Below are 23163 nucleotides of genomic sequence, written 5' to 3' on the forward strand. Positions count from 1 at the left end.
AGATGCCGCACCGCTCCTCTCTCTCAACACCTACCATCCTGATTGTGGAAGACGAACCCAAGCTGGCCGCGCTCCTGGCAGATTACGTCAGAGCGGCTGGCTGGAATGCCCAGCTGGTCATGAACGGTCTTGAGGTGCTGCCTGCTTTTACAGAATACAGCCCAAGCCTGGTCCTGCTTGACCTCATGCTGCCCGGCAAGGACGGGATTGAGGTGTGTCACGAGATTCGCGCAATCAGCCAGACGCCTGTGGTCATGGTAACAGCCAGGGTGGAAGAAGTGGATCGCTTGCAGGGCCTGGAGATTGGCGCGGATGATTACATCTGCAAACCTTTCAGTCCCCGCGAAGTCATTGCCCGGATCAAGGCCGTGCTGCGTCGAACGCAAACACCTGCGCCAGCCCTGCCAGGCGGCTTGAGTATTGATACCGCCCGCTACCAGGCCTTTCTTAACGGAGCCCTGCTTGATCTGACGCCTGTAGAGTTTCGCCTGCTGATGACCTTTGCCGAACACCCTGAGCAAGTCTTCTCACGCGATCAGCTCATGAACAACCTGTATCAGGATCACCGCATCGTATCGGACAGAACGGTAGACAGCCACGTCAGCAATTTGCGTCGCAAACTACAACAACACCTGCCCAATCAAGAGTTCATTCGCTCGGTATATGGCGTAGGTTACAGCTTTAAGTTGGACTAGTCAGAGTCGGCACTGGCCTCTACTTACTCCCTTTCATGTGTCATAGACTTCAGGCGCTTCCGACAAATAGCCTGACTACTGGCTTTCATACGTATGCATTCATTGCGGGTAAAGAGCCGCCACAAAAGAACATTTTATAAAACAAACATAACGTCACTTACTTTAATAAATCCAAAAAGATATCAATTCGATATCAAATAGATATCTAACCCAATAAGGACAATCGGTCTTGCAATATAAAAAATCCCCTCTTTAATAAGACTATCCTTAATCATAAAGAGGAGAATACCAGACTGATGATATCTTTTACCTAAAGCATCCTGGAAGCATGCTTTCCTCGCAAGTCGTTCAGACTGGATTGTTAAAACTATTCATGTATGTAAACTTTTGCGGGAAAACGCATATGAAGTACCTTGGCGAACTTTATTTTATTAAGCGTATATCAAAATTTCAGTTAGCAATAATACTTGCTGGAGCCTTGGGATTTTTAAATGGTAACGTAAAAGCCCAGAGCGCTGGCTTTGAACTTCTAGGCTTGAATATGTCGGGTGCCGGCTTTGCTCCGCAGGTTCTTCCTGGCATTAATGAAAAGAACTATGTATTTCCTACAGAAAATTACTTTAAGTACTGGAGCAGCCAGGGCATCAGACTGATTCGTTTCCCCATTATTTGGGAGAGACTTCAATCAAATCTCGGGGGGCCTCTTGATCAAAACTATATCGCTTTGGTGGATAGAACCTTTGCTTACGCTCAGAAGTATAATATGAAAGTTATTCTGGACCTTCATAATTATGCGCGATACAAGGGGCAGATCATAGGAACCTCCGCTGTACCCTACTCCCGTTACAAGGAAATAATGACCCATATCGCTACCAAGTGGAGTAGCCAACCGGCACTGTTTGCCTATGACATCATGAACGAGCCCAATGGAGCTCTCGCCTATTGGCCAACCGCCGCTCAATATGGGATAGATGGCGTACGTGTCATTGATAAAACAAAGCCAATTATTATCGAGGGCAACGGCTGGGCCAGCGCAACCCGATGGCCGGAATGGAACGACTCTTTGCTCAACCTGAAGGACCCGGCAAATAATATCGTCTATTCGGCTCACTCTTATTTCGACGAAAATGCAGGTGGGAACTACCAGGCGGTAGATGTCGGAAAACTGGACCCCATGTATGGCGTAACGCGAGTAAAACCGTTTGTAGAATGGCTCAAGAAAAATGGCAAGCGAGGCTACATCGGAGAGTTCGGGATTCCAGATAATGACCCCCGCTGGCTAACCATGATGGACAATATGCTGGCGTATCTGAAGCAGAATTGCATTCCAGCTACCTATTGGGCAGCAGGGCCAGGCTGGGGAAATTACTTTATGTCTGTAGAGCCTGTTGGCGGTCGCGAAAGACCGCAATGGGCAACGCTAAAGAAATACGTCAACAACACCAGCTGTTCAACGTTTGGTCCACCTAAATAGCGCTGCGCAGCGGAGGCTCCTAACGTATGCCTGCATGCGTCTTGCCAAGATAGAAGAGGCTTTTGCAAACGTTGTAAAAGCCTCCATGAGCAGTAGCGCTCACCGACCACGCAGCAGACACCCAATACTTATAGGAACGAAAACGGATAATTAATGATCAGCCTGTTCTCATCGATATCCCTGCCATAACTGCTCCGGTAGGTGGCGTTTCGCCAGCGTATCGAAAGCCCTTTCAGGCCCTGCTGAACGACATACGTCACGTCTATATCACGTTCCCACTCATGGCCTCCTCCGACTTTATCCAGATGCGAGCCGTGGATATAACTCGTAAAGAAACTGAGTCCCGGCAGCCCCATCGGGGCAAAATCATAGCCATAGCGCACCTGCCAGCTCCGCTCACCTGCGGTGCCAAAGTCATGGTATTGCACATAATTCGGCAGGTACGGATTGTTGATATAAGGAAAGCCGCTTGAGCCTTCCAGATGTTGATAAACTGCCGTAAAGCTATGGCCTTTCACACTGTACGTCAGGGATCCGCTGTATACATCGCTCTCTATTTCTCCCACCCGCGCCGCACCTGTGTCACGGCTAAAAAAGGTCCTTAGATCGCCCTCTACCGTTCCTTCGCCCCATTTCTGGCGGTGAGTAAGCCCCAGAAAATGCTGCCGGTAGATATCCTGTAATTCGCCGTAGTAATAGCTGGCCGTCAGTGCTGGCGTGACAGTGTAACTGCCACCCCCATAACGGAAATGATCGCCCTCACCTGTCGCGCGGAAGCGACCCTCTTTGGTGGCTATCATAATTTTTTGCAGATCGGTCGAGTCAGGGGTGGTGGTACGGTCGAACTGAGCAACGTTGAGCGAAAGCCCTGTGATTTCATTCGAGCTGATCTGCGTTCCCTGGTAAAACTGAGGAAACATCCGGCTACCGTTGAACTGAAGGACCGGAACCTTTGGCAAGGCAATTCCCTGACGCAGCACCGTCTTGGAATACTTGATTTTGGCCGCGATACCGCCCTTTGAATATTCTTCTGCCGCTTCTCCCGAGTTGGTCTTGGGCAGCAGGCCACTCCCTGTACGATCAGGACTAGAATCAAGCTTGAGTCCCCAAAAGCCCATCGCATCAAGGCCCAGACCTACCGTCCCCTCGGTAAATCCGGACTCGTACTGCAGCAAAAGCCCTTGAGCCCACTCATCCCGCTTCGAAACACCGGCATCTTCCCGAAAGTCACCGTTGTAATAGAAGTTACGGATATCGAGTCGGGCCTTGCTGTCATCCATGAAGCCAGCAGCCCATAACGGTAGAGAGCAAAGCATGCCTAAGGTGAATACGGTATGGCGCAGGATATGAATCATTGTTATTTTCTCCAGGCGCAAGAGAGCACTGCCCGGCATAACCGGACAGGACCAAGATAAACGGCGGGATTTAGTGCTTGTGGTGGAGCTCTTGGGCCAGCTTGTCGCGGTCCAGTTCTTTCTCCCATGAGGACACTACGAGCGTAGCTACGCCGTTGCCGACCAGGTTTGTCATTGCAAGGCCCGTCCCCATGAAGCGGTGAATACCCAGGATCAACACCATGCCGGCCACTGGCACCACTGGAATCACCATCAAGGTACTGGTCAACATCACAAAAGCCGCGCCCGACACACCACTGGCACCTTTGGAGGTCAGCATCGCCACGATGACCAGAGTCAGTTGCTGACTTAAGCTCAAATCAATGTTCAGAGCCTGGGCAATGAAGAGCACCGCCATGGTCAGGTAGATATTAGTGCCGTCCAGGTTGAACGAGTACCCCGTAGGTACAACTAACCCCACAACCGACTTGGAGCAACCCAGGCGCTCCATTTTTTCCATGATCTGCGGTAGCACCACCTCGGATGAGCTCGTGCCCAACACGACCAGCAGCTCATCCTTGATATACGCTATAAAGCGCAGAATGCTGAAACCAGAGAGCCGTGCAACGCCTCCCAGCACCACGACAATAAACAGAACGCAGAGCAGATAGAAGCTGCCGATCAGTTTAAACAGGGGTAGCAGTGAGGCGGCGCCATAAGTACCAACCGTAAATGCAATAGCGCCGAACGCCCCGATGGCTGACAGCTTGGCAATGATATGCACAATGCGAAAGAACACACCCGACAGGCCTTCTATCATGTCGTAGACCGGCTTGCCCTTCTCACCCATGGCCGACAGCGCACATCCAAAGAACACCGAAACCAGAAGAATGCACAGTACATTTCCTTCTGCAAATGCCTGAAAAAAGGTGGTAGGAATAATGCTCATCAGAAAGTCGACCATATGCAGGTGCTTGGCCTTTTCTGCAAAGCCCGTAACCGCCGAGGCATCCAGGGTGCTGGGGTCGATATTGAATCCACCACCGGGATTGAACAAGTGTCCGCCAATCAAGCCAATGATCAGGGAGAGGGTTGAAATGATTTCAAAGTAAAGCAAGGCCTTACCGCCTACTCGCCCTACTTTCTTCAGGTCCTGCATGCCGGCAATACCGATGACCACGGTACAGAATACGACCGGCCCGATAATCATCTTAATGAGCTTGATAAACGCATCACCGAGCGGCTTGAGATCCGCTGCAAAGTCAGGCCAAAAATGCCCGACGACCACGCCGAGCAGAATGCCTATCAGTACCTGAACATACATGGCGCGGTAAAACGGTTGCTTAGTCTTGACGGTGTTTTGGGTTGACGCACCTACGGGGGTGGTCGCCTGCGAGAGGGGATTCATATAGGACTCCACTACCAGTCATTGTTGTTGGATTTGGTGTGGCGAAGGCGCTCTATCAGCGCCCATAAAGCGTCATAGGGTTATCTACCAGGAGTTTCTGGCGAAGCGCCGGATCAGCGCAGAAGCGAAACATCAGGTCTACCAAACCGCCATCGTTGGGCATGTCACGGGTGATATTTGGATGCGGCCAGTCAGTCCCCCAGAGCACGCGATCAGGCGCATGCTCAATGAGCCGTTCGGCAAATGGAATGGCATCCTCGAAGGGTTTGCGTCCTGCTGAAACGCGCTCTGCACCACAGACCTTGACCCAGGCCAGCGGGTTTTCCATAAGCTCCAGCAGGGCTTTGAACGGTGCCTGATCAAGTCCCTCCTGAGCCTTGACACGTCCCATATGGTCAATGATGAAAGGAACCCCGATACGCTCCAACCGATCGGCATAGGTAACGATATCCTGAGCATCCAAATGCAGTACCACATGCCAGCCCAGCGGTTCCAGGCGTTCCAATACCTGATCAAATAGTTCCAGGTCGGGTGCACCACCCAAGTGGGCTACAAAGTTGAAGCGTACGCCGCGAACGCCACCAGCATCCATTTCGGCCAATTGCGCATCGCTTTCATGGCCGTTGACAATGGCCACACCTCGATAGCGTCCCTCACTACGCGCGATAGCGTCGAGCATGGCCCGGTTATCGCTGCCATGGCAGCTCGCCTGTACGATCACAGCCTGACTGAAGCCTAGAAAATCATGAAGATTACGTAAGGTTTCAAAGGGTGCATCCGGTGGCGTGTAGCTACGATCCGTAGCGTACGGGAATCGACTACTTGGGCCGAACACATGGCAATGAGCATCCCATGCACCTTCCGGCAGGGTATGGTGTGGCTTGATAGGTTGGGGATCAGGTGCCAGACAGCTTTTCATCACGTCTCCTCGTTCATTGTGATTATTCGAAGGGATACGTCGATGGTGACGGCTATTTCTTGGAGCAACAATAAAGCCTGGGTTCTAGCAGCTATGCAGGATTTGCATAACGGGTCAGCGGCTATGCACGTGTTCGCGGACCATCGCCAGCGTTTGCTCAGCCAATCGCGTCAGGGGCCGCTGCGCGGCGGTTGTAACAAACAGATGCGTATGAACAACCGGGTCGATAATAGCTGCCGAGCGCAGGCCTTCTGGTACATAAGGCCCGGACAACGCCGTACGGAACAGAATGCCGTAGCCCAACCCCAGGGCCACCAGCTCAAGCAGCGAAGGAATGCCATCCACCTCAAGCGCGACATCCAGCTCGACGGTATGGCGAGCCGCCTCGGACTCAACCAGGCGACGCAAAGAATGGGGTTGGCTCGGAATGATCAAGGGATAGCGGCCCAGTTCCTTGAGCGGGATTTCATCTGGTAGATTCGAGGATTTTGCACCCACCAGCACTAGCGGCTCCGAGTGCAAATGCTCATAACAGAGTTGGGCATTCTGGGCCGGGTTGAACAGCAGTGCAAAATCCAGCCGTCCTAGCAGCAGCCACTCCCGTATCGAGTGCGTCAGCCCTTCCTTAATGCCAAGCGCGCAGTGAGGAAAGCGCTCGCGAAAGGCCGTTACCAGCCCGACGGTATGGCAGCGTGCAATGCTCGGCGGCAAGCCGATAACCACTTTGCCCGACAAGGTATCCCGCTGCTCACGCAACTCCTCCCGAGCCACCTGAACCTGCCGTAAGATGCCTTGCCCATGCTCGAACAACCGCATCCCTGAGGCCGTCAGCGTAACACCACGGCCATTGCGCAGCAGCAGATGCTCCTGCAACTCGACCTCTAACTGACGCACCTGCCGGCTGACCACCGATTGGGACAGACCAAGTACCGCCGCAGCCTTGGTAAAGCTACCGAACTCGGCGACCCGTACAAAGCACTCCAATTGCTTGAGGTCCATGAACACATGATCTCATACGGCAAAAGGGCAGCTTATCGCCTTTCTGCAGATGAGAGTACCCGACGTCTTCAGACCTTGCCGGACCAGACCGATGCCGGTATACACACTACACCGTTAAACAACAACCGCGCGGTACGCAGCAGTCCACATCCGGCCAACTCGCCCTGCCGATGATGGAGCTCGACGGTAAATTCTCCCGTGGGATGTTCAACAGAAAGCCGCAACGAGTCGCCTTGCTCTACCTGGGCTAACCCATCAGTTACCGAGCCCTCGATCAGACAGGCCGAGGCCACGCTTACCGCACCGAAAACGCCAATAGAGGCGTGGCAGCGATGAGGAATAAAAGTTCGGCTACTGATAGCACCACCCGCTTGGGGTTCGGCAATCAAGCACATTTTGGGGACTGTACGGTGGGTAACATCCCCCAGGTTCATACGCGGCCCGGCCTGAAGACGAATCGACTCGATTCTGGTCTTAAGTTCGGTATCGCCATCCAGCTGCTCACGCGTTTCATAGCCGGTACGACCCAGATCGGCCGCTCGAAGCAGCACTACCGGCATGCCATTATCGATACAGGTCACCTCAATCCCATCAAACGTGTCGCACACGTTTCCGGTCGGTAACAGCGCACCACAACTAGAGCCAGCAATATCCTCGAATTCAACAATCAGCGGAGCGGCCGTACCCGGTACGCCATCAATGCGGGCATCGCCTTCATACTGCACTTCACCGTTTGGCGTAAGTACATTCGCAACGGCAATCTGACCGGTGTTTTCCATGAAGATACGAACCTGAGTTGTATCTTCCAGCACAGGAACCAGTCCTTGTTCTATGGCAAACGGGCCAACACCCGCCAGAATATTGCCGCAGTTCTGCCCATAGTCGACTCGCGCTTCCTCTACCAGTACCTGAGCGAACAGGTAGTCCACATCGACATCCGGTCGCTCGGAGCGCTTGATGATCGCAACCTTACTGGTCAGCGAATCTGCGCCGCCGATACCGTCAATCTGGCGCTTGTCAGGCGAGCCCATAACGGCCAGCAGGACTTTTTCCCGCAGTGCTTCATCGGTAGGAAGATCAGTGGCGAGAAAGTACGCTCCCTTGGAAGTACCGCCGCGCATCATCAGGCAAGGAATGCGAGTCTGTCCCATGGTTCAGCCCTCCAGCTCGTCCAGGCTATCAACGTACCGAAGGCCCTTTTCGGCCAGGCGAGGACGCATGTTGTAGATGTCGAGCCCTAATTCGCCATTAGCCAACCGAATCCGCTTCTGCTCTTCGGCATCGGCCCGCTTGCGACTGGCCTCGACCACGGTTTGCACCTCGGCACGCCGAACCACCACAACGCCATCGTCATCAGCCACAATAACGTCGCCGGGGTTGATCAACTGGCCGGCACAAATCACTGGAATGTTGACCGAGCCGAGCGTTTCCTTGACCGTGCCCTGGGCATAGACCGCTTTCGACCACACGGCAAAGCCCATCTCCCGCAACGTGCGGCTATCGCGTACACCTGCATCGACCACCAGCCCACGTACACCGCGTGCTTTGAGCGAGGTCGCCAGCAGATCACCAAAGTAACCATCGTGGCATGGCGAACTGGGTGCTACGACCAGGATATCGCCCGGCTGGCACTGCTCTACCGCAACATGGAACATCCAGTTGTCCCCAGGTGCTACCAGTACAGTTACAGCCGAGCCGCTGATGCCATAATCCTGCTGGATCGGGCGAATATCTGGAGCCAGCAGCCCTTTGCGACCCTGAGCTTCGTGAACGGTTGCTACACCATACTGACCCAGCTCATCAATCAGCCCCGCTTCGGCCCGTGCGATAGTGCGGACTACAACGCCGGTCTTGCCGATCAAGCTGCTCATCCCAGATTCTCCGTCACGCGTGGGAAGATGCTCTGGTAGCCCTCACCGTAGATGATGTTCTTACTGGAGGTAATGCCTACGTTGCGCTTGGCCTGTACGCCGCGTTGTAGCGCTACACGAGTGTAGTACTCCCACAAGTGTTCCTGGCCAGCCATGCACTGAATAGCGGCATACTTCTTGTCCCACACGTCGGTGATGTCCAGCAGTACGTCCGGGCGCCATTCGCACTGCTCAGGCTGGTGCGGCTCGAAGCAATAGACGGGCGGCGCACCGACAATTTTCTCGCCCGGCTTGTAGCCTTCTGCCTGAGCGATGATGCGCGCTTCCTGTGCCAGGTGCGTAGCCAGTGGATGGTCGTAGTTGTAGGGGTCCTTCAGCGAGTGACTAAGCACAAATTCCGGCTGTACGCGGCGGAACACATCGGCCAGACGAAATAGCGTTTCCTTGTCGGCACGCATAGGGTAATCACCAATGTCGAAGAACTCGACAGTGGCTCCCAGTATCTCAGCTGCCGCCTGCGCCTCTTCACGGCGCGCCGCCTTGACCTTCTCTTCGGTCATTTCGCCTTTGCGCCAGAGCTTGGCTGACTCGCCCCGCTCACCAAAAGACAGGCAGACGACATGCACGTCATAACCCTGCCTGGCATGCAGAGCGATAGCGCCACCTGCACGCCAGACGAAATCAGCGGAATGGGCGCTGACAACCAGAGCAGTTTTTTTGTTGGAATCGATCATGTCCAGGCTCCTCATGTTTTCAAGGAGAGTCGCACGGCTGATCCTGAGCGAATATTGCGTTCAGCTAGAGCAGGTATACCTTTTACTTATCAACACGCCGCGCGCATGATGCAGGCATGTGCCCTGCCAAGAGAACACCATGACGGCCGAACTTCCCAATCTGATGCAGATACGCGCGTTTGTCCGGGTGGCGGACCAAGGCAGTGTTTCCAAGGCGTCTGAAGTACTGTACCGCGCGCAATCGGTTGTCACCCGTTCCATTCGCGACCTGGAAGAGCGGCTTACCATTGCATTGTTCGAACGGCATGCCAATGGAATGCGGCTGACCGATTACGGCGCCCGCATCTTGCCTCGTGCACGACAGGCACTGGCTGAGCTGGAGACAGTACCCCGCTTGCTGGGTACCCATCCAGGCGTGATCACCGAACCTCTTTATCTGATGCATACCCGGCGTCTGGAAGTGTTCGTCAAACTGTGCGAAACCCACCATATGCAGACAGTAGCTACCCTCTTCGGTCTGACCCAACCCGCTGTGAGTGCAGCCCTCAAGGTGTTGGAAGGTGGTTGCGGCCATACACTGTTCGAGCGCACTCCCAAAGGCCTTCAGCCTACACGAGCGAGCCTGGATATTGTCCTGCCGATTCGTCGGGCATTGAATGAGCTGCGCCATATCGATGCCGACATTGCCGCCCTACGCGGCTCGCTCCAGGGAGCCGTCATGGTGGGTGCCTTGCCCTTGGGGCGAACCCGGCTGTTGCCTGAAGCTATTGTGCGCCTCGTCTCTGCGTACCCTCAAATTCGTGTGGCGACCAATGAAAGTGCGTTTGACCTGTTGGCTACCGACCTACGGGCCGGTGACATCGACTTTGTACTGGGCGCCCTGCGCCCCTCCGACTATGCCAGCGATCTGTTGGGTGAAACGCTGCTGACTGAAGAGCTGGTGGTACTGGTACGCCGGGGCCATCCATTACTGGATCAAGGGGTAAATACCAATGACCTTATCCATGCTCGCTGGGTGCTGCCCCGTGCAGGCTCGCCGGCCCGCAACCAGCTCGATGCCTTCTTTAGCGAGCTGGGTACGGAAACGCCACTACCGGTAGTTGAAACGGGGGATCTGGCGATTATCCGTGGGCTGCTCGTACGCTCTGATATGTTGGCTGTCGTTTCAGCCCATCAACTTGAATACGAGATCGCCTCAGGCGAGTTGCAACGTCTCCCCTTGCGGCTTCGCCATACCACCCGCGCCATAGGTCTGATCTACCGCACCGGTGGCCTGCACTCACCTGCAGCCAAAGCGTTGATGGAAAAGATCCGTGAAGTAGCCCTGGAGCGCTTGGACGCCTGATTTTACTGGGATGCAGGCGCTTTATAAGCCAGCCTAGACCGCACCCACTTTGCCAATAACGCTGTCAGGGATGGTTTTGATCAGCACCTTGACGCAAAACAGTGGTGAAGGACTGTCTGCGATGGATGCCACTACTGCCTTGTATTTGGCAGGAATCTGGTCAAGGCATCGCTTGGCCGTTCGTGTTACGGCCTCGTTAGAATCGTGTATTTCGGCAGCAAGTGCCAGGGCGAGAAGTGCTTCCAGAAACGTCATGACACCAGACTGCCAATGGACTATCGCCATTTAGTGAATGGACGCAGCGACAGGCACCGCGCCCTGGGTTGGAGTTATTTCTTTCCAGCAACCGAGTACAGCACCTGCTGATTACGCGTTTTCTGGAACTCTTCCAGTGATTGGCCACGCATGGCTGAATAGATGTGCAGGTTGGATACCCCTACCACCGCGCCGAGCTTCTCTAGCAGGAAGAAAATAACACCGTAGTGAATCAACCCACGCCAATCGCGGCGTCGAATCAGGTCGCGCTCTTCGTCAGTCAGGCCGGCTTCCTCGAACATGGCCTCCGGTTCCTCCAGAAAACGCTCACGCCAGGCCGGAGTGATCATGCCATGCAGGAATTTGTTCAGCCGATATCCTTTGGCACTGCGCTCCAGCGTAAACGGGTACGTGCCCTCCAGCTTTTCGACACCAGCCAACTGATGGTTCATGTGTTCGCGGTGGCGGGCTTGTACGTCGATGGGTAATGGCCGCGCCTGGTTTTCCAGGAGCAGCGTCGCGATCCCGGTCATCGAAGGCAGGTAATAATCCTGGTGAATCAGCTTTACATTGGATGAGAGCGCACCACGCATGATCAGCCAAGTGATGACCTCCGACCCCTCAAGTCCACCCAGCGTTGCGTATTCGGCAATGGTCATCTCGGTAAGACGCGCGGGGTCGTTGACAAAGAGATCAACAAACTGGGCGTCCCATTCAGGATTATTGAAGCCACACCGCTCACCATGGACCTGATGGGACACACCACCCGTGGCAGCAATGACCACCTTCAGATCCTCGGGATAGCTCTCGATGGCACGCCGCAAGGCCTGTCCCAGGTTGTAGCAGCGCTTGGCACTCGGGATCGGAAACTGCAACACACCGACCTGCAGAGGCACTACGTCTACCGGCCATTCCGGCTCGAACGGCAGCAGCGCAGACATGGGCGAGAACAGACCATGGTCGATCGGCTTGTCACGAAAGAACGACATGTCGAACTCATCAGCCATGAGACTGGCCCCGATATGCCGGGCCAGCGCCGCATGCCCACCAATGGCAGGCAGTCCACGTACGCCACCGCCCTCGTCTGCCACACCATAGTGATCGTCTACGCCAAGGGCGAAGGCTGAATAGTGATCGAAGAAGAACGAGGTGATGTGATCGTTGAAGATATAAAACAGCACATCAGGCTGCTTATCCTTAAGCCACTCCTTCATCGGCTCGAAGCTCTTGAAGATGGGCGCCCAGGCGGCCTCCTCCTGCTTGTTGTGGTCGACTGCAAAGCCGATCGTAGGCGTGTGCGAGACGGCCAGGCCTCCGATAATACGTGCCATAAAATAATCCTTAATGAATGATCAAGACGCCAAGGCAGGCTGGGCTGCACGCCGTGCAGCATAACCATTGCCCAGTATGGCCAGCGCTGCCACGAAAGCCGGTATCGCCAGCACTGCAAAAATCAACCCGAAGCTCAGCCCAAGGCTCAGCACCGCACCACCGATTACCGAGCCGAAGATCGCACCAAAGCGGCCTATCCCCAACATCCAGCTCACACCTGTGGCGCGGGACTCGGTAGGGTAATAGCCAGGGGCATAGGCATTAAGACCTGTCTGCGCGCCGCTCATGCAAAAGCCCGCCGCGATAACGCCAAGTGTCAGCAGGCTGGATTCCAGGCCAAAGGCACCCAAGAGCAGGATGAATGCACCGCCCAAGGCATAGGAGCCTGCAATAACACGATTGGGATTACGCCTGTCCATGATCCAGCCAACCACGATTGCTCCTACCGTCCCGCCAATCTGAAACAGTCCTGTGATGGTCGCTGCACGCTCGATCGGGATACCGGACTCACGAATCAGCGTAGGCAACCAGCCCATCATCAGGTAGATCACGAGCAGCCCCATGAAATAGGTAACCCAGAGGGAAAACGTTCCTAAACGATAACGCTCTGCAAACAAGGCGCGAACCGGCGCCTTGTGGTGAACCGTAGGCTCAAGCGTGATAAAACGTGTTTGCGCCGTAAACTGGCCACCCAGTCGATTCAGCACTTTGGCGATACGGGCGGCAGGTGCGTCTTTTACGACAAGAAACCGGGCAGACTCAGGCAAAAACAGCCAGAGGAACGGCAGCAAGAGGATAGGTAGAAGGCCACCCACCAGCAGCACAGACTGCCAACCATAATGGGGAATCAGCCAGGCAGCTACAAAGCCGCCGGCACCCGAGCCCAGGTTGAACCCGGTAAACATCACGGTAATCAGCACGGAGCGATAGCGCTCGGGTAAATACTCCGAAAGCAGTGTCGTCGTATTGGGCATCGCCGCTCCGAGCCCTACCCCGGTGAGAAAACGCAGGATGGCCAGCTCATAAGGGTTACGTGCGAAGGCGCATGCCAGGCTCAGCGCACCAAATACAGTCACAGCGCCAAGCAGTACCGTCTTGCGACCGAAGCGGTCGGCATAAGGGCCCGCAACCAATGCACCCACCGCAAGACCAACCATGGCCGCACTCATGACCGGTCCGAAGGCGGTTTTGGATAGATTCCAGTCCTGCATCAGTGACGGCGCAATGAAGCCCATGACGGCGACATCCACACCATCGAACAGGACGATGAAAAAACACAGGACAAGGATCAACCACTGATAGCCCGAGACAGGCCGGTTATCAATCCATTGTTTAACGTCGACAGGCGAGTCGGTGTGCATGACGGCCACCCTTGTTGTTTTTATGGTGATTCGAATGCCCATAGGGCTTATCACGTGATGGCAGAACGAAACTGCCTCACGGTCAGCCCAGACGTTAAAGCCACTCGCCTGGCCCGTCGTCTGGGAAATGCTTAAGGGGGTATCTGATTTTTTTATGAGGGCGTCAGGCACCTGAGCGAAACGATACTCGGGTGCCTGACGCTGAAAGGAAGGCAAGCCCGTGTCATACGAGCCTGAAGGGATACGTCAGATAACAAAGAGATCAACGAACCGATTGACTGGAGTACGCTCGAGGGTCGCCTGATCCTTACACAAAGCAAAAATCTGCTCACAGCGCTGTGCCGGGAAACGGGTAGCCAGGTTGTTCTTGAACTTGGCCTCGAGCAGCGGGATGCCTTCGTCGCGGCGACGGCGATGGCCAATCGGATACTCTACCGTGACCTTGTCGGTACAGGTGCCATCCTTAAAGAATACCTGGATGGCATTGGCTATAGAGCGCTTGTCAGACTCCAGGTACTCCTGGCTGTAGCGCAGGTCTTCGATGATTTCCATTTTCTCGCGCAACTGATCGATCAGCGGATGCGCTGCATGGAAGGCATCTTCGTAGTGCTCGGCCACCAGGTCCCCATACAACAGCGGCACGGCAATCATGTACTGCAAGCAGTGGTCGCGGTCAGCCGCGTTGGCCAGCGGGCCGACCTTGGAAATGATGCGGATGGCAGACTCGTGGGTAGTCACCACGATTTTCTCGACCTGATCGAGCTTCTCACGAACCTGGGGATGCAGAATGACCGCTGCCTCGGCCGCCGTCTGGGCGTGAAACTCTGCAGGGAAACTGATCTTGAACAAGACGTTTTCCATTACGTAACTGCCAAAACCCTGCGGGAAGCTGAACTGGCGCTTGTCCTGCGGCTTGGTCTCTAGATCCTTGTTGGTATGGCTGAACAGCACATCATAAAAGCCCCACTGAGGTGCGCTCAGCACGCCCGGAATACCCATTTCGCCGCGCATGGCAATGTCAGCCAGACGTACACCGCGGCTGGTGGCATCCCCTGCCGCCCAGGATTTACGCGACCCTGCATTCGGTGCATGCCGGTACGTACGCAGTGCCTGTCCGTCTACAAAGGCGTGAGAGATAGCGGCAAGCATCTGCTCGCGATTGGCGCCCATCAACTTGGCCGCAACCGCCGTCGACGCCACCTTGACGAGAATGACATGGTCAAGCCCGACCCGGTTGAAGGAATTCTCCAGCGCAAACACGCCCTGAATCTCGTGCGCCATGATCATGGCTTCAAGCACGGCGCGCATGGTCAGAGGCGCCTCGCCCTGCGCAACGCGCTTTTGCGACAAATGATCGGCTACTGCCAGAATGCCGCCCAGGTTATCCGAAGGATGTCCCCACTCCGCTGCGAGCCAGGTGTCGTTGTAATCCAGCCAACGCACGATACAGCCGATATCCCAGGCAGCCTTTACCGGGTCCAGGCGAAAACTCGTTCCGGGTACGCGCGCGCCATACGGCACCACGGTCCCTTCCACAAACGGACCCAGATGCTTGGTGCATTCTGGGAAACGCAGGGCCAGAAGGCCACACCCCAGCGTATCTATCAGACAATTACGCGCCGTGTTTAGCGCCTCGGTAGAGTCAATCGTATAGTTCAGGACGTAGTCGGCGATGTCCTGCAGGACGTTGTCATAGTCAGGACGATTATTCAGATCGACGTTGGCGCTCATGCTCTCGCTCTCATGGTTCATTGTTATGTGAGGCAGCGGCAGTCACTGCCTTTGGATGTATCTACGCGCTGCGCTCTTCGAGCGGCACATACGGGCGCTGCTCGACGCCGGTGTACTCCGCACTCGGGCGAATGATGCGGTTGTTGGCACGCTGCTCGAACACATGGGACGCCCAGCCTGTAACCCGCGAGCAGACAAAGATCGGGGTAAACAACTTGGTGGGAATTCCCATGAAGTGGTACGCGGACGCGTGGTAGAAATCGGCGTTGGGGAACAGCTTCTTCTGCTCCCACATGGTGTGGTCGATCGCTTCGGATACAGGGAATAGCACCGTATCTCCTACTTCCTCGGCGAGCTTTTTCGACCAGACCTTGATGACTTCATTACGCGGGTCCGCATCCTTATAGACGGCATGGCCAAAGCCCATGATCTTGTCCTTGCGCTCCAGCATGCCAAGCGTGCCCTCAATAGCTTCTTGAGGTGACTTGAAGCGCTGGATCATGTCCATGGCTGCCTCGTTGGCCCCACCATGCAGAGGTCCACGCAATGAACCAATCGCACCGGTGATACAGGAATACATGTCCGAAAGCGTGGATGCACATACGCGCGCGGTAAACGTCGAGGCGTTGAACTCATGCTCGGCGTAAAGGATCAGCGACACGTTCATCACCTTGCGGTGCAGCTCGTTGGGTGCCTTGCCATGCAGAAGCTTGAGGAAGTGCCCGGCAATAGAGGGTTCTTCCGTTACGCACTTGATGCGCACACCCTGATGGCTGAAGCGATACCAGTAGCACATGATGGCCGGTAATGCGGCGAGCAGCCGATCCGATACGGCCTGTTGTTGCTCAAAGCTGCGCTCAGGCTCCAGGTTGCCCAGCATCGAGACGCCGGTCCGCATCACATCCATCGGATGTGCCTGCGCTGGGATGCGCTCAAGCACCTCTTTCAACGCCTGTGGCAGATCACGTAACGTCATGAGTCGATCACGGTAGTCATTCAACTGCTCCGTAGTCGGCAGTTCACCCCGGAACAGCAGATAGGCCACTTCTTCGAACTGGGCATGCTCGGCCAGCTCGCGCACGTCATAACCTCGATAGGTCAGACCGGCGCCTTCTTTACCTACGGTAGACAAGGCTGTCTGGCCGGCGACCTGACCCCGTAGGCCAGCGCCGCTCAATACTTTTGCTTCAGCCATTGCTCTCTCCTTTCTTGGACTTGTTATGGATGGTGCAACTGCATCTGTCAGGTTAGCTGACGGACCTTCGCCGGATCAGCGCTTGTTCTGGGCGAACAGCGCATCCAGCTTTTGCTCGAACTCGTGATAGCCAATGCTTTCGTATAGCTCCATACGCGTTTGCATGGTGTCGACTACATTCTTCTGTGTACCGTCGCGCCGAATCGCGGTGTAGACGTTTTCAGCCGCCTTGTTCATGGCGCGGAAAGCCGACAAGGGATAGAGCACCAACGAGACATCTGCGGAGGCCAGCTCCTCGGTTGTGAACAGTGGCGTCGAGCCAAACTCGGTAATATTTGCCAGTACCGGTACCTTCACCGCGCCAGCGAACTCCCTGTACATCTCAAGCTCGGTCATGGCTTCTGGGAAGATCATGTCCGCGCCCGCCTCTACACAGGCGCAGGCTCGATCGATAGCCGACTGTAAGCCTTCAACCGCCAATGCATCGGTTCGCGCCATGATCACAAAGCTGTCATCAGTCCGGGCATCCACGGCCGCTTTGATGCGATCCACCATTTCCTGCTGCGAGACGATCTCCTTGTTGGGTCGATGACCGCAGCGCTTGGCCCCCACCTGATCCTCGATATGCAGGGCCGCCGCGCCAAACTTGATCATTGATTTGACCGTGCGGGCCACATTGAACGCTGACGAGCCAAACCCGGTATCTACGTCAACCAGCAATGGCAAGTCGCACACATCGGTAATCCGGCGCACATCAGTCAAGACATCATCCAGGTTTGAAATACCCAAATCCGGTAGCCCCAATGAACCGGCTGCAACGCCACCACCGGACAGGTAAATGGCCTTAAAGCCGGCGCGCTGGGCTAGCAAGGCATGATTGGCATTGATAGTGCCAACTACCTGGAGCGGATGTTCGACCGCAACAGCCTCTCGAAAACGCTGGCCGGGACGCATGGAAAGACCCTGACTCATGATTCACCTCTATTCTTGTTGGCAGACGCCGCGCTTACCACGGCATGCTCGGGTTGGTGCTGAGTGTCAAGTTGGCGCTCGATATTGCGCCGTGACGCAGCAATGTGGCGCTTCATCAAGAGTTCGGCCAGCTCACCGTCACGCTCAGCGATGGCGTCGAGAATACGATGGTGCTCGGCAAAGGCCTGGCGCGGCCGGTGGGGTGTGGCGGAAAACTGGATCCGGTACATGCGCACCAGCTGATACAGCTCATCACACAGCATGCGGGTCAGTGTGCGGTTTCGGCTGCCCTGAATGATGCGGTAATGAAAATCATGGTCGCCTTCCTGCTGGTAGTACCCCACCCCTGCTTGAAACGAGGCGTCTTGCTCATGGGTTTCTAGCACCTGCCGCAGTTCGAGAATCTCTGCGTCGGTCATGCGCTCGGCTGCCAGTCGGCACGCCATTCCTTCAAGCGATTCACGGATTTGATAGAGCTCAACCAGCTCCTCAAGGCCCAGAGAGACAACACGAGCGCCCACGTGGGGCACGCGTACGACCAGCTTTTGCCCTTCCAGACGATGAATAGCCTCACGCAATGGACCTCGACTGATTCCATAGGTACGCGCCAGCTCAGGCTCGGAAATTTTGCTGCCCGGTTTGATTTCACCCTTAATGATGGCCGCCTGGATATGGCGAAAGACATGCTCTGAAAGCGTCTCGCTTTCAGGCGTATTGGCAGAAGGTATTTCGCTTAGTTGATTCATACTGTCGACACATTTATTTTTTTAGCGACCTTTGCGTTAGACATTAGGCCCAAAAACAGAAAAGTGTCAACAATCTTAATCTTCTTTGGTTTCAACGCTGGTAATCACTGTAACCCTGGAGACCCGGCATAGCACTACGTACTATCCGTCTGGGCCCTAATAGGTCAGATTGTTTATCAGCCAATATGAACATTCTGGTGCAACGGGCTGGTGCTCCAGCTTTTCAGCCGCCTTTGGGTAGCGCGGAATGCTCCTCATCAACACACAACACCAGCAAATTATTCCTAGCGGGTGCTGGGCATGGGCTGCCCTATTTCTGCTGGGTAAACTCCCGCTGTCTGTTCCGTCCCGGCAAATCGAACATGACTTCGTCATAACCGGCATGCCCTCAAGATGCGCAAACTCAGGTAAACCTAGCCCTTGTTTATCAACAGCACCCATTTACCCCATAGGCCGGTCAAAGCGAATCGGACAGGCTTCATTAGAGTCCCATACCGATAACTGTGGATCCTATAAGGATGGACGGTACGGCTACGGCAGGTTCATGCTTGAGAGTATCCAGAAGAGTTGCGTCTGAACGTGACTCGCAGGTGTTCGGATAGGTTGGATATGAAAAGTACTAGGCCTTGGCTTAAAGCCAGACATGAAATAAGTCGTTATTTACCCGCTTCATGGCTCAAGGCTTACTCTTCAATAACCCGGCTTTTCATCCTGTTTAAACCTGCGCTCGCATAGGTAGGCTATAAACCAGGAAAGAATATCTATTTTGATGAAAGACGTGTAATAGCAGCTGTCAGGTCATGGAGTGAAGCCGGCTTAACCAGATGCACATCAAAACCTGCCGCTTTGGAACGCTCCCGGTCTTTAACTTGCCCATAACCGGTCAAAGCAATCAATCCTAGCGCTGATGAAGGAAAATGCTCACGGAGCATAGAGGCCAACTGAAAACCATCCAGGTCGGGCAGCCCTATGTCAAGCACTGCAACCTCGGGCTTGAACTCACGGACTATATTCAGTACATCGAATGGATTACTGCTTGCCTGGACGGTATGTCCTTGTTGACGCAAGACAGCCTGGGTACTTTCAAGCGCATCAAGGTTGTCATCAACAATCAGGATCCGCGCCGGTTTTACTACCGTATTGCTATCTTCCTCAGGGACCTGCGTTGGTTCGCTGATCGCCAACAAAAGCCGTGGCAACGTAACCGTAAAAGTAGAACCGCAGCCAACACCGCCGCTGCTAGCCGCTACCGTTCCTCCGTGCAGGCTTATGAAACTCTTGACCAAGGCCAGACCAATACCCAATCCGCCTTTCGCCCGATCTATGGTAACCGCACCCTGCTCGAAAATATTGAAAATACGGGGTAATAACTGAGGGCTGATACCAGAGCCATTATCTTTGACCAGAATAGAAACCTGTTCGCCGTCGGCCTTTACCTCGACCTCTATCTGGCCCCCAACATGAGTGTACTTGGCCGCATTGGTCAGTAGATTGGTAAAAACCTGGGTCAGGCGGACGGAGTCCCCTGACACCCAGACCTCTTCATCGGGAAATATATGAGTGATCTGCTGACGCCGGTCACCAACAAGCGCACTTGTATTCTCAAGGGCTTGGAGCACTACTCCTGTTATGCTTGTAGGCTCTTTATTGATTTCGATTTTTCCACGAGTGATGCGCGTAATATCGAGCAGGTCATCCACCAGACGCGACAAATGATCAGCCTGCCGCTCGATGATCTGCAGCTCTCGCGGAAACAGGCCCTGATGCCTTCTTTTGATCAATCCAAGCGCCATGACAATGGGTGCCAGGGGATTACGCAACTCATGCCCCAGCATCGCTAGAAATTCATCTTTGGCTCGACTGGCCTGCTCACGCTCAAAATCTGCCCTTGCGGCTTGTAATCCTGTAGCAGCCAATGAAGCAGCAGCTCGTAAAAGAGCTAATTGGTTGATGCTTGGAAAACCTGGCGCAGAAGAACCAAACCAGATTTTTCCACCATACGTTCCATAGCCCATGCTCAAGTGAACAATGTACATGGACCCCAATGGAGTATCTGACTCATAGGCTCGCCCGTCAGGAACACGCGTGTTTTTCCAGGCTTCGGCTGTAACTTCCCAACGAGATAGCTCTTCGCCCTGGCAATAACGGCCCTCGACTCGCAAAAGACCTTTGAACGATGGATTATCAGCCAATAGCGCCTGAGCATAGCTAAAGCGAAGGGGAACGATACGTTCGGCGGCCTCGATCATGAGGCGAAGAACCGTCTCACCCTCTCGCCCTGCCCACAAGGCGGGTAAGGCGAGAAGACCCATCAGGTCTCGAATACCACGTTCTGAGGAATCGCCTTCCTGGGAGGGAACCGGTAATAATTCAGGGTAACGGTTCATTGTCTTCCAAAAAGGCGAAATGAAAGGGGGAAAATAACATATCAGGTGGTCGAGGCGTCTTCCTTGACCTGACGCTTGGCAAGCTCAGCCAGCATTTCTGATGCTGGGGTATAGAAGGGATTTTCCTGTACTACACCATTGATAAGCGTCAACGGATGGGTACGTAAGAGATCCATCATCATGGAGCCGGACATTTTTGCAATGTCATATACGCATACGGCTGGTTGGCGGTTCTGGGAAAGCACTTCATTTACTTCGGCCTCGTACGCCAGAATGTCTTTAGCACCAGGCACATCATTAAAGACCCAGTCCATATTGCCCATGATACGCACGCGTGGAAATCCAGCTTCCCGCGCGGCTTTGCAGGCACTTTCCAGCGTATTGAGCATGCGGTCCTTATTAAAGGTGCCGGCTTCATCAAGATAGGCACCCTGCCACGATTGAACCTCAAGTTGCCCACAGGCCTCACAGGCATGAGTATCGATTCCCGCCTTGTTAAGGCGTACCCGATGGTCATCCATCTTGGCAGGATTTACGATATGTATATTCTTCTCGCCCTGATCAATCCCCTCCTTGAAAAAAGGAGCCAGGACATCGTACTCCTGCTCACGACTATCGAAAAAAGCGCAGACATGAAAGTGTTCAATTTGTGTGCCTGCCAATGACAATTCGTTCATGTGTAGATGTCCTCTAGAACAACCAGCAGCTGACGTGACGAGCTTGAATTTGAAATCCCATCCAAGATGGCTAATTGCCTCTACCGCTTGGCAATTTAGCTAGCGAAGAAGCTTAGTGCTAAATATCATTTAGCAGAAGATTTTATTTGCTTAATAAACAGATTCTGACCAGCCAGTCATTTGGGCTGAGTCTAGATAACAATTTTCTGTCGTTACCTTATAAGACGCAAGAACCTTGCCACGGCCTAAATGTGCAGGGGTCAAAAATTGCTTTCGTGTGCTCGCTTGTCAAAAACAAGGTCTTTGAATAGGTAATAGTGTACAGGCTCTCTTCAGCTTGCTGGCTGTTTTATGCGTTTACATACAATCAGTTACACTAATCTTATTTAAGAGGCCTATGAATCATGCCGGTAATAAAAGGAGATTTGGTCAAACTTGCTCTAGCGGGCCAGTCCAACGTTATCGTCCATGGATGTAATTACAGTGCCAAATGGGTGTAGGAATCGCTAAGTCTATAAATAGGTATTTCCTGAAGCCTATGAAGCTGATTGCCTAGCTTCGAAAGGAGTACGGGAAAAACGGGCACTTACTCATGCGCCCGAATTAAGCGGGGCAACCTCGAGCTTACAGTAGTAAATGCTTACACTCAGTTTCTCTGGCACGGAAAGGGCGTCAAGGCAGATTATGAGGCTATCCGCGCAGTCATGAGGGCGATTCGGCAAGGACTCTCGGGATGTCGTATCGGCTATCCTTGCATTGGTGCCGGGCTTGCAGGAGGCGACTGGGCAATCATCGGTGCCCTCATCAATGAAGAGCTGGCAGGCCTTGACCCTACCCTGGTGGAGTATCTGCCTTAGCTTTCGTGCGTTTTTGCCTCACTGATGCAACCGCCCCTGACGGCTGTTCAGGTCTTGCTGGCCCAGTATCACCCTAACGGACTGTCGTCCACGTCTGGTCTTTCATCCATGTTAGGCGTGTCTTGGGTATCAGGAACGTCACCGTATTCATCGTATTCGTCAGGCGTCTGGCCTTGATCAGGCATATTTTCCGGGTTGCTCATAAGTCACCTCTGCGTGTTTGTCATCTGATACCTGATCAGGCCATGCGTTCAACAAACGCTTGCAAACCGCAAAGCCTGTTCAGCACGCCTCCTCCCTGCAAGGGATCGCACTGCCTACAGAAACAGGCGTTAATGGTTTCAGGTAGTTGAAAGCGGATAAGCGGTCCATACTCGACTTCGTGCAAGACGTTATTTCCCCAGCATTCACAACAGGATGCACACTTTCAACAAGAGCCTTTATGACCATGAAACCGGATATTGTCGTGTCCTCACTGGACCTTGAGCGGATAGAAGATTTGCTCGAGTCCCTGCCGGCCAACGAACACTCCATGCAAACCGCCTTACAGGAGGAGCTTGGTCGAGCTGATATTGTCGATCCGCATGAGATACCGCCTACGGTCGTCACCATGAACTCAACCGTGCGCTTTCGCATGGACGCAACAGGTGAGGAATTCTGCAAGACACTGGTGTATCCCAAGGATCTTGCAGGCGATTCGGGGCAGGTTTCTATCCTCGCCCCGGTAGGCAGTGCGCTGCTGGGGCTGTCCATCGGGGACTACATTGAGTGGCCGACCCCAGGTAAAGGAATGCTCAAGGTCAGGATCATGGATATCCCCTTTCAGCCTGAACAGGCCGGGCAATATCACCGGTAGGCAGGTCAGGAGGAG

At 54.2% G+C, this 23163-nt stretch carries 22 protein-coding genes; 5 read left to right on the forward strand and 17 right to left on the reverse strand.

The window, feature by feature from the left end; all coding sequences use genetic code 11:
- Positions 1-2 precede the first annotated feature (2 nt).
- Together EAW52_RS12320 and EAW52_RS12325 are read left to right on the forward strand one after the other, a co-directional pair.
- A complete protein-coding gene (locus tag EAW52_RS12320; RefSeq protein ID WP_122042619.1) occupies positions 3-695 on the forward strand; it encodes a response regulator in 693 nt (230 codons plus the stop codon).
- Positions 696-1098: 403 nt separating this feature from the next.
- Positions 1099-2169, forward strand: a complete 1071-nt coding sequence (locus tag EAW52_RS12325; RefSeq protein WP_305955128.1) for a glycoside hydrolase family 5 protein — start codon at positions 1099-1101, stop codon at positions 2167-2169.
- Positions 2170-2297: 128 nt separating this feature from the next.
- Here the strand turns inward: EAW52_RS12325 and EAW52_RS12330 are convergent, their stop codons facing one another.
- The 7 genes from EAW52_RS12330 to galB all read right to left on the reverse strand — a co-directional run bounded on the left by EAW52_RS12330 (position 2298) and on the right by galB (position 9434).
- Positions 2298-3524: an OprD family porin gene (locus EAW52_RS12330; RefSeq protein WP_122042620.1), complete on the reverse strand. Its 1227-nt coding sequence runs from the start codon at positions 3522-3524 to the stop codon at positions 2298-2300.
- Between the two features lie 70 nt (positions 3525-3594).
- The gene (locus EAW52_RS12335) at positions 3595-4911 is read right to left on the reverse strand and encodes a dicarboxylate/amino acid:cation symporter (protein ID WP_010798219.1); all 1317 of its coding nucleotides are present in this window, start codon (positions 4909-4911) and stop codon (positions 3595-3597) included.
- A 55-nt stretch (positions 4912-4966) separates the two neighbouring features.
- On the reverse strand, positions 4967-5830 hold the full coding sequence (locus EAW52_RS12340; RefSeq protein ID WP_122042621.1) for an amidohydrolase: 864 nt from the start codon (positions 5828-5830) through the stop codon (positions 4967-4969).
- Positions 5831-5944: 114 nt separating this feature from the next.
- Positions 5945-6829 (reverse strand): LysR family transcriptional regulator, encoded by an 885-nt coding sequence (locus EAW52_RS12345; protein ID WP_122042622.1) that lies wholly within the window; start codon positions 6827-6829, stop codon positions 5945-5947.
- 68 nt (positions 6830-6897) lie between these two features.
- Positions 6898-7980: a 4-oxalomesaconate tautomerase gene (locus EAW52_RS12350; RefSeq protein WP_122042623.1), complete on the reverse strand. Its 1083-nt coding sequence runs from the start codon at positions 7978-7980 to the stop codon at positions 6898-6900.
- A gap of 3 nt (positions 7981-7983) precedes the next feature.
- On the reverse strand, positions 7984-8700 hold the full coding sequence (locus tag EAW52_RS12355; RefSeq protein WP_019367504.1) for a 4-carboxy-4-hydroxy-2-oxoadipate aldolase/oxaloacetate decarboxylase: 717 nt from the start codon (positions 8698-8700) through the stop codon (positions 7984-7986).
- A complete protein-coding gene (gene galB, locus EAW52_RS12360; RefSeq protein WP_122042624.1) occupies positions 8697-9434 on the reverse strand; it encodes a 4-oxalmesaconate hydratase in 738 nt (245 codons plus the stop codon). The genes EAW52_RS12355 and galB overlap by 4 nt, the downstream gene beginning before the upstream one ends.
- A 139-nt stretch (positions 9435-9573) precedes the next feature.
- On the opposite strand from galB, the gene EAW52_RS12365 reads away from it, so the two are divergent.
- Positions 9574-10779 carry a LysR family transcriptional regulator gene (locus tag EAW52_RS12365; protein WP_122042625.1) on the forward strand — a complete coding sequence of 402 codons (1206 nt, stop codon included), beginning with the start codon at positions 9574-9576 and terminating at the stop codon, positions 10777-10779.
- A gap of 33 nt (positions 10780-10812) precedes the next feature.
- On the opposite strand, the gene EAW52_RS12370 is transcribed toward EAW52_RS12365, so the two are convergent.
- The 9 genes from EAW52_RS12370 to EAW52_RS12410 all read right to left on the reverse strand — a co-directional run bounded on the left by EAW52_RS12370 (position 10813) and on the right by EAW52_RS12410 (position 21435).
- Complete coding sequence (locus tag EAW52_RS12370) at positions 10813-11034, reverse strand: hypothetical protein (protein WP_010798212.1); 222 nt, start codon at positions 11032-11034, stop codon at positions 10813-10815.
- 74 nt (positions 11035-11108) lie between these two features.
- Positions 11109-12365 (reverse strand): gallate dioxygenase, encoded by a 1257-nt coding sequence (locus tag EAW52_RS12375; protein ID WP_074826233.1) that lies wholly within the window; start codon positions 12363-12365, stop codon positions 11109-11111.
- 21 nt (positions 12366-12386) lie between these two features.
- The gene (locus EAW52_RS12380) at positions 12387-13727 is read right to left on the reverse strand and encodes an aromatic acid/H+ symport family MFS transporter (RefSeq protein WP_010798210.1); all 1341 of its coding nucleotides are present in this window, start codon (positions 13725-13727) and stop codon (positions 12387-12389) included.
- Positions 13728-13973: 246 nt separating this feature from the next.
- Complete coding sequence (prpD, locus tag EAW52_RS12385) at positions 13974-15458, reverse strand: 2-methylcitrate dehydratase (protein WP_122042626.1); 1485 nt, start codon at positions 15456-15458, stop codon at positions 13974-13976.
- Between the two features lie 61 nt (positions 15459-15519).
- A complete protein-coding gene (prpC, locus tag EAW52_RS12390; protein WP_122042627.1) occupies positions 15520-16653 on the reverse strand; it encodes a 2-methylcitrate synthase in 1134 nt (377 codons plus the stop codon).
- A gap of 75 nt (positions 16654-16728) precedes the next feature.
- Positions 16729-17625, reverse strand: a complete 897-nt coding sequence (gene prpB / locus EAW52_RS12395; RefSeq protein WP_019367498.1) for a methylisocitrate lyase — start codon at positions 17623-17625, stop codon at positions 16729-16731.
- Positions 17622-18371 carry a GntR family transcriptional regulator gene (locus EAW52_RS12400; protein ID WP_122042628.1) on the reverse strand — a complete coding sequence of 250 codons (750 nt, stop codon included), beginning with the start codon at positions 18369-18371 and terminating at the stop codon, positions 17622-17624. Before EAW52_RS12400 ends, prpB begins: the two co-directional genes overlap by 4 nt.
- A 761-nt stretch (positions 18372-19132) precedes the next feature.
- Entirely contained in the window at positions 19133-20758 is a 1626-nt protein-coding gene (locus EAW52_RS12405; RefSeq protein ID WP_122042629.1) for an ATP-binding protein, read from the reverse strand.
- 41 nt (positions 20759-20799) lie between these two features.
- A complete protein-coding gene (locus EAW52_RS12410) occupies positions 20800-21435 on the reverse strand; it encodes an MEDS domain-containing protein (protein WP_122042630.1) in 636 nt (211 codons plus the stop codon).
- A gap of 704 nt (positions 21436-22139) precedes the next feature.
- Here EAW52_RS12410 and EAW52_RS26400 point away from each other — a divergent pair.
- Positions 22140-22292, forward strand: a complete 153-nt coding sequence (locus EAW52_RS26400; protein WP_256680793.1) for a hypothetical protein — start codon at positions 22140-22142, stop codon at positions 22290-22292.
- Positions 22293-22360: 68 nt separating this feature from the next.
- Here EAW52_RS26400 and EAW52_RS26405 read toward each other — a convergent pair whose 3' ends face one another.
- On the reverse strand, positions 22361-22495 hold the full coding sequence (locus tag EAW52_RS26405) for a hypothetical protein (RefSeq protein WP_010798202.1): 135 nt from the start codon (positions 22493-22495) through the stop codon (positions 22361-22363).
- A gap of 239 nt (positions 22496-22734) precedes the next feature.
- On the opposite strand from EAW52_RS26405, the gene rnk reads away from it, so the two are divergent.
- Positions 22735-23148: a nucleoside diphosphate kinase regulator gene (gene rnk / locus EAW52_RS12420; RefSeq protein ID WP_122042631.1), complete on the forward strand. Its 414-nt coding sequence runs from the start codon at positions 22735-22737 to the stop codon at positions 23146-23148.
- Positions 23149-23163: the final 15 nt, after the last annotated feature.

Origin of the sequence: Pseudomonas sp. LTJR-52, assembly GCF_003691465.1 — a bacterium.
GTDB classification, from domain to species: Bacteria; Pseudomonadota; Gammaproteobacteria; order Pseudomonadales; family Pseudomonadaceae; genus Chryseomonas; species Chryseomonas luteola.

Bases quoted from the DNA above. Each gene is read 5' to 3' on its own strand.
- EAW52_RS12320 (WP_122042619.1), top strand. From the start codon at position 3: ATGCCGCACCGCTCCTCTCTCTCAACACCTACCATCCTGATTGTGGAA.
- EAW52_RS12325 (WP_305955128.1), top strand. From the start codon at position 1,099: ATGAAGTACCTTGGCGAACTTTATTTTATTAAGCGTATATCAAAATTT.
- EAW52_RS12330 (WP_122042620.1), bottom strand. From the start codon at position 3,524: ATGATTCATATCCTGCGCCATACCGTATTCACCTTAGGCATGCTTTGC.
- EAW52_RS12335 (WP_010798219.1), bottom strand. From the start codon at position 4,911: ATGAATCCCCTCTCGCAGGCGACCACCCCCGTAGGTGCGTCAACCCAA.
- EAW52_RS12340 (WP_122042621.1), bottom strand. From the start codon at position 5,830: ATGAAAAGCTGTCTGGCACCTGATCCCCAACCTATCAAGCCACACCAT.
- EAW52_RS12345 (WP_122042622.1), bottom strand. From the start codon at position 6,829: ATGGACCTCAAGCAATTGGAGTGCTTTGTACGGGTCGCCGAGTTCGGT.
- EAW52_RS12350 (WP_122042623.1), bottom strand. From the start codon at position 7,980: ATGGGACAGACTCGCATTCCTTGCCTGATGATGCGCGGCGGTACTTCC.
- EAW52_RS12355 (WP_019367504.1), bottom strand. From the start codon at position 8,700: ATGAGCAGCTTGATCGGCAAGACCGGCGTTGTAGTCCGCACTATCGCA.
- galB (WP_122042624.1), bottom strand. From the start codon at position 9,434: ATGATCGATTCCAACAAAAAAACTGCTCTGGTTGTCAGCGCCCATTCC.
- EAW52_RS12365 (WP_122042625.1), top strand. From the start codon at position 9,574: ATGACGGCCGAACTTCCCAATCTGATGCAGATACGCGCGTTTGTCCGG.
- EAW52_RS12370 (WP_010798212.1), bottom strand. From the start codon at position 11,034: ATGACGTTTCTGGAAGCACTTCTCGCCCTGGCACTTGCTGCCGAAATA.
- EAW52_RS12375 (WP_074826233.1), bottom strand. From the start codon at position 12,365: ATGGCACGTATTATCGGAGGCCTGGCCGTCTCGCACACGCCTACGATC.
- EAW52_RS12380 (WP_010798210.1), bottom strand. From the start codon at position 13,727: ATGCACACCGACTCGCCTGTCGACGTTAAACAATGGATTGATAACCGG.
- prpD (WP_122042626.1), bottom strand. From the start codon at position 15,458: ATGAGCGCCAACGTCGATCTGAATAATCGTCCTGACTATGACAACGTC.
- prpC (WP_122042627.1), bottom strand. From the start codon at position 16,653: ATGGCTGAAGCAAAAGTATTGAGCGGCGCTGGCCTACGGGGTCAGGTC.
- prpB (WP_019367498.1), bottom strand. From the start codon at position 17,625: ATGAGTCAGGGTCTTTCCATGCGTCCCGGCCAGCGTTTTCGAGAGGCT.
- EAW52_RS12400 (WP_122042628.1), bottom strand. From the start codon at position 18,371: ATGAATCAACTAAGCGAAATACCTTCTGCCAATACGCCTGAAAGCGAG.
- EAW52_RS12405 (WP_122042629.1), bottom strand. From the start codon at position 20,758: ATGAACCGTTACCCTGAATTATTACCGGTTCCCTCCCAGGAAGGCGAT.
- EAW52_RS12410 (WP_122042630.1), bottom strand. From the start codon at position 21,435: ATGAACGAATTGTCATTGGCAGGCACACAAATTGAACACTTTCATGTC.
- EAW52_RS26400 (WP_256680793.1), top strand. From the start codon at position 22,140: ATGAGGGCGATTCGGCAAGGACTCTCGGGATGTCGTATCGGCTATCCT.
- EAW52_RS26405 (WP_010798202.1), bottom strand. From the start codon at position 22,495: ATGAGCAACCCGGAAAATATGCCTGATCAAGGCCAGACGCCTGACGAA.
- rnk (WP_122042631.1), top strand. From the start codon at position 22,735: ATGACCATGAAACCGGATATTGTCGTGTCCTCACTGGACCTTGAGCGG.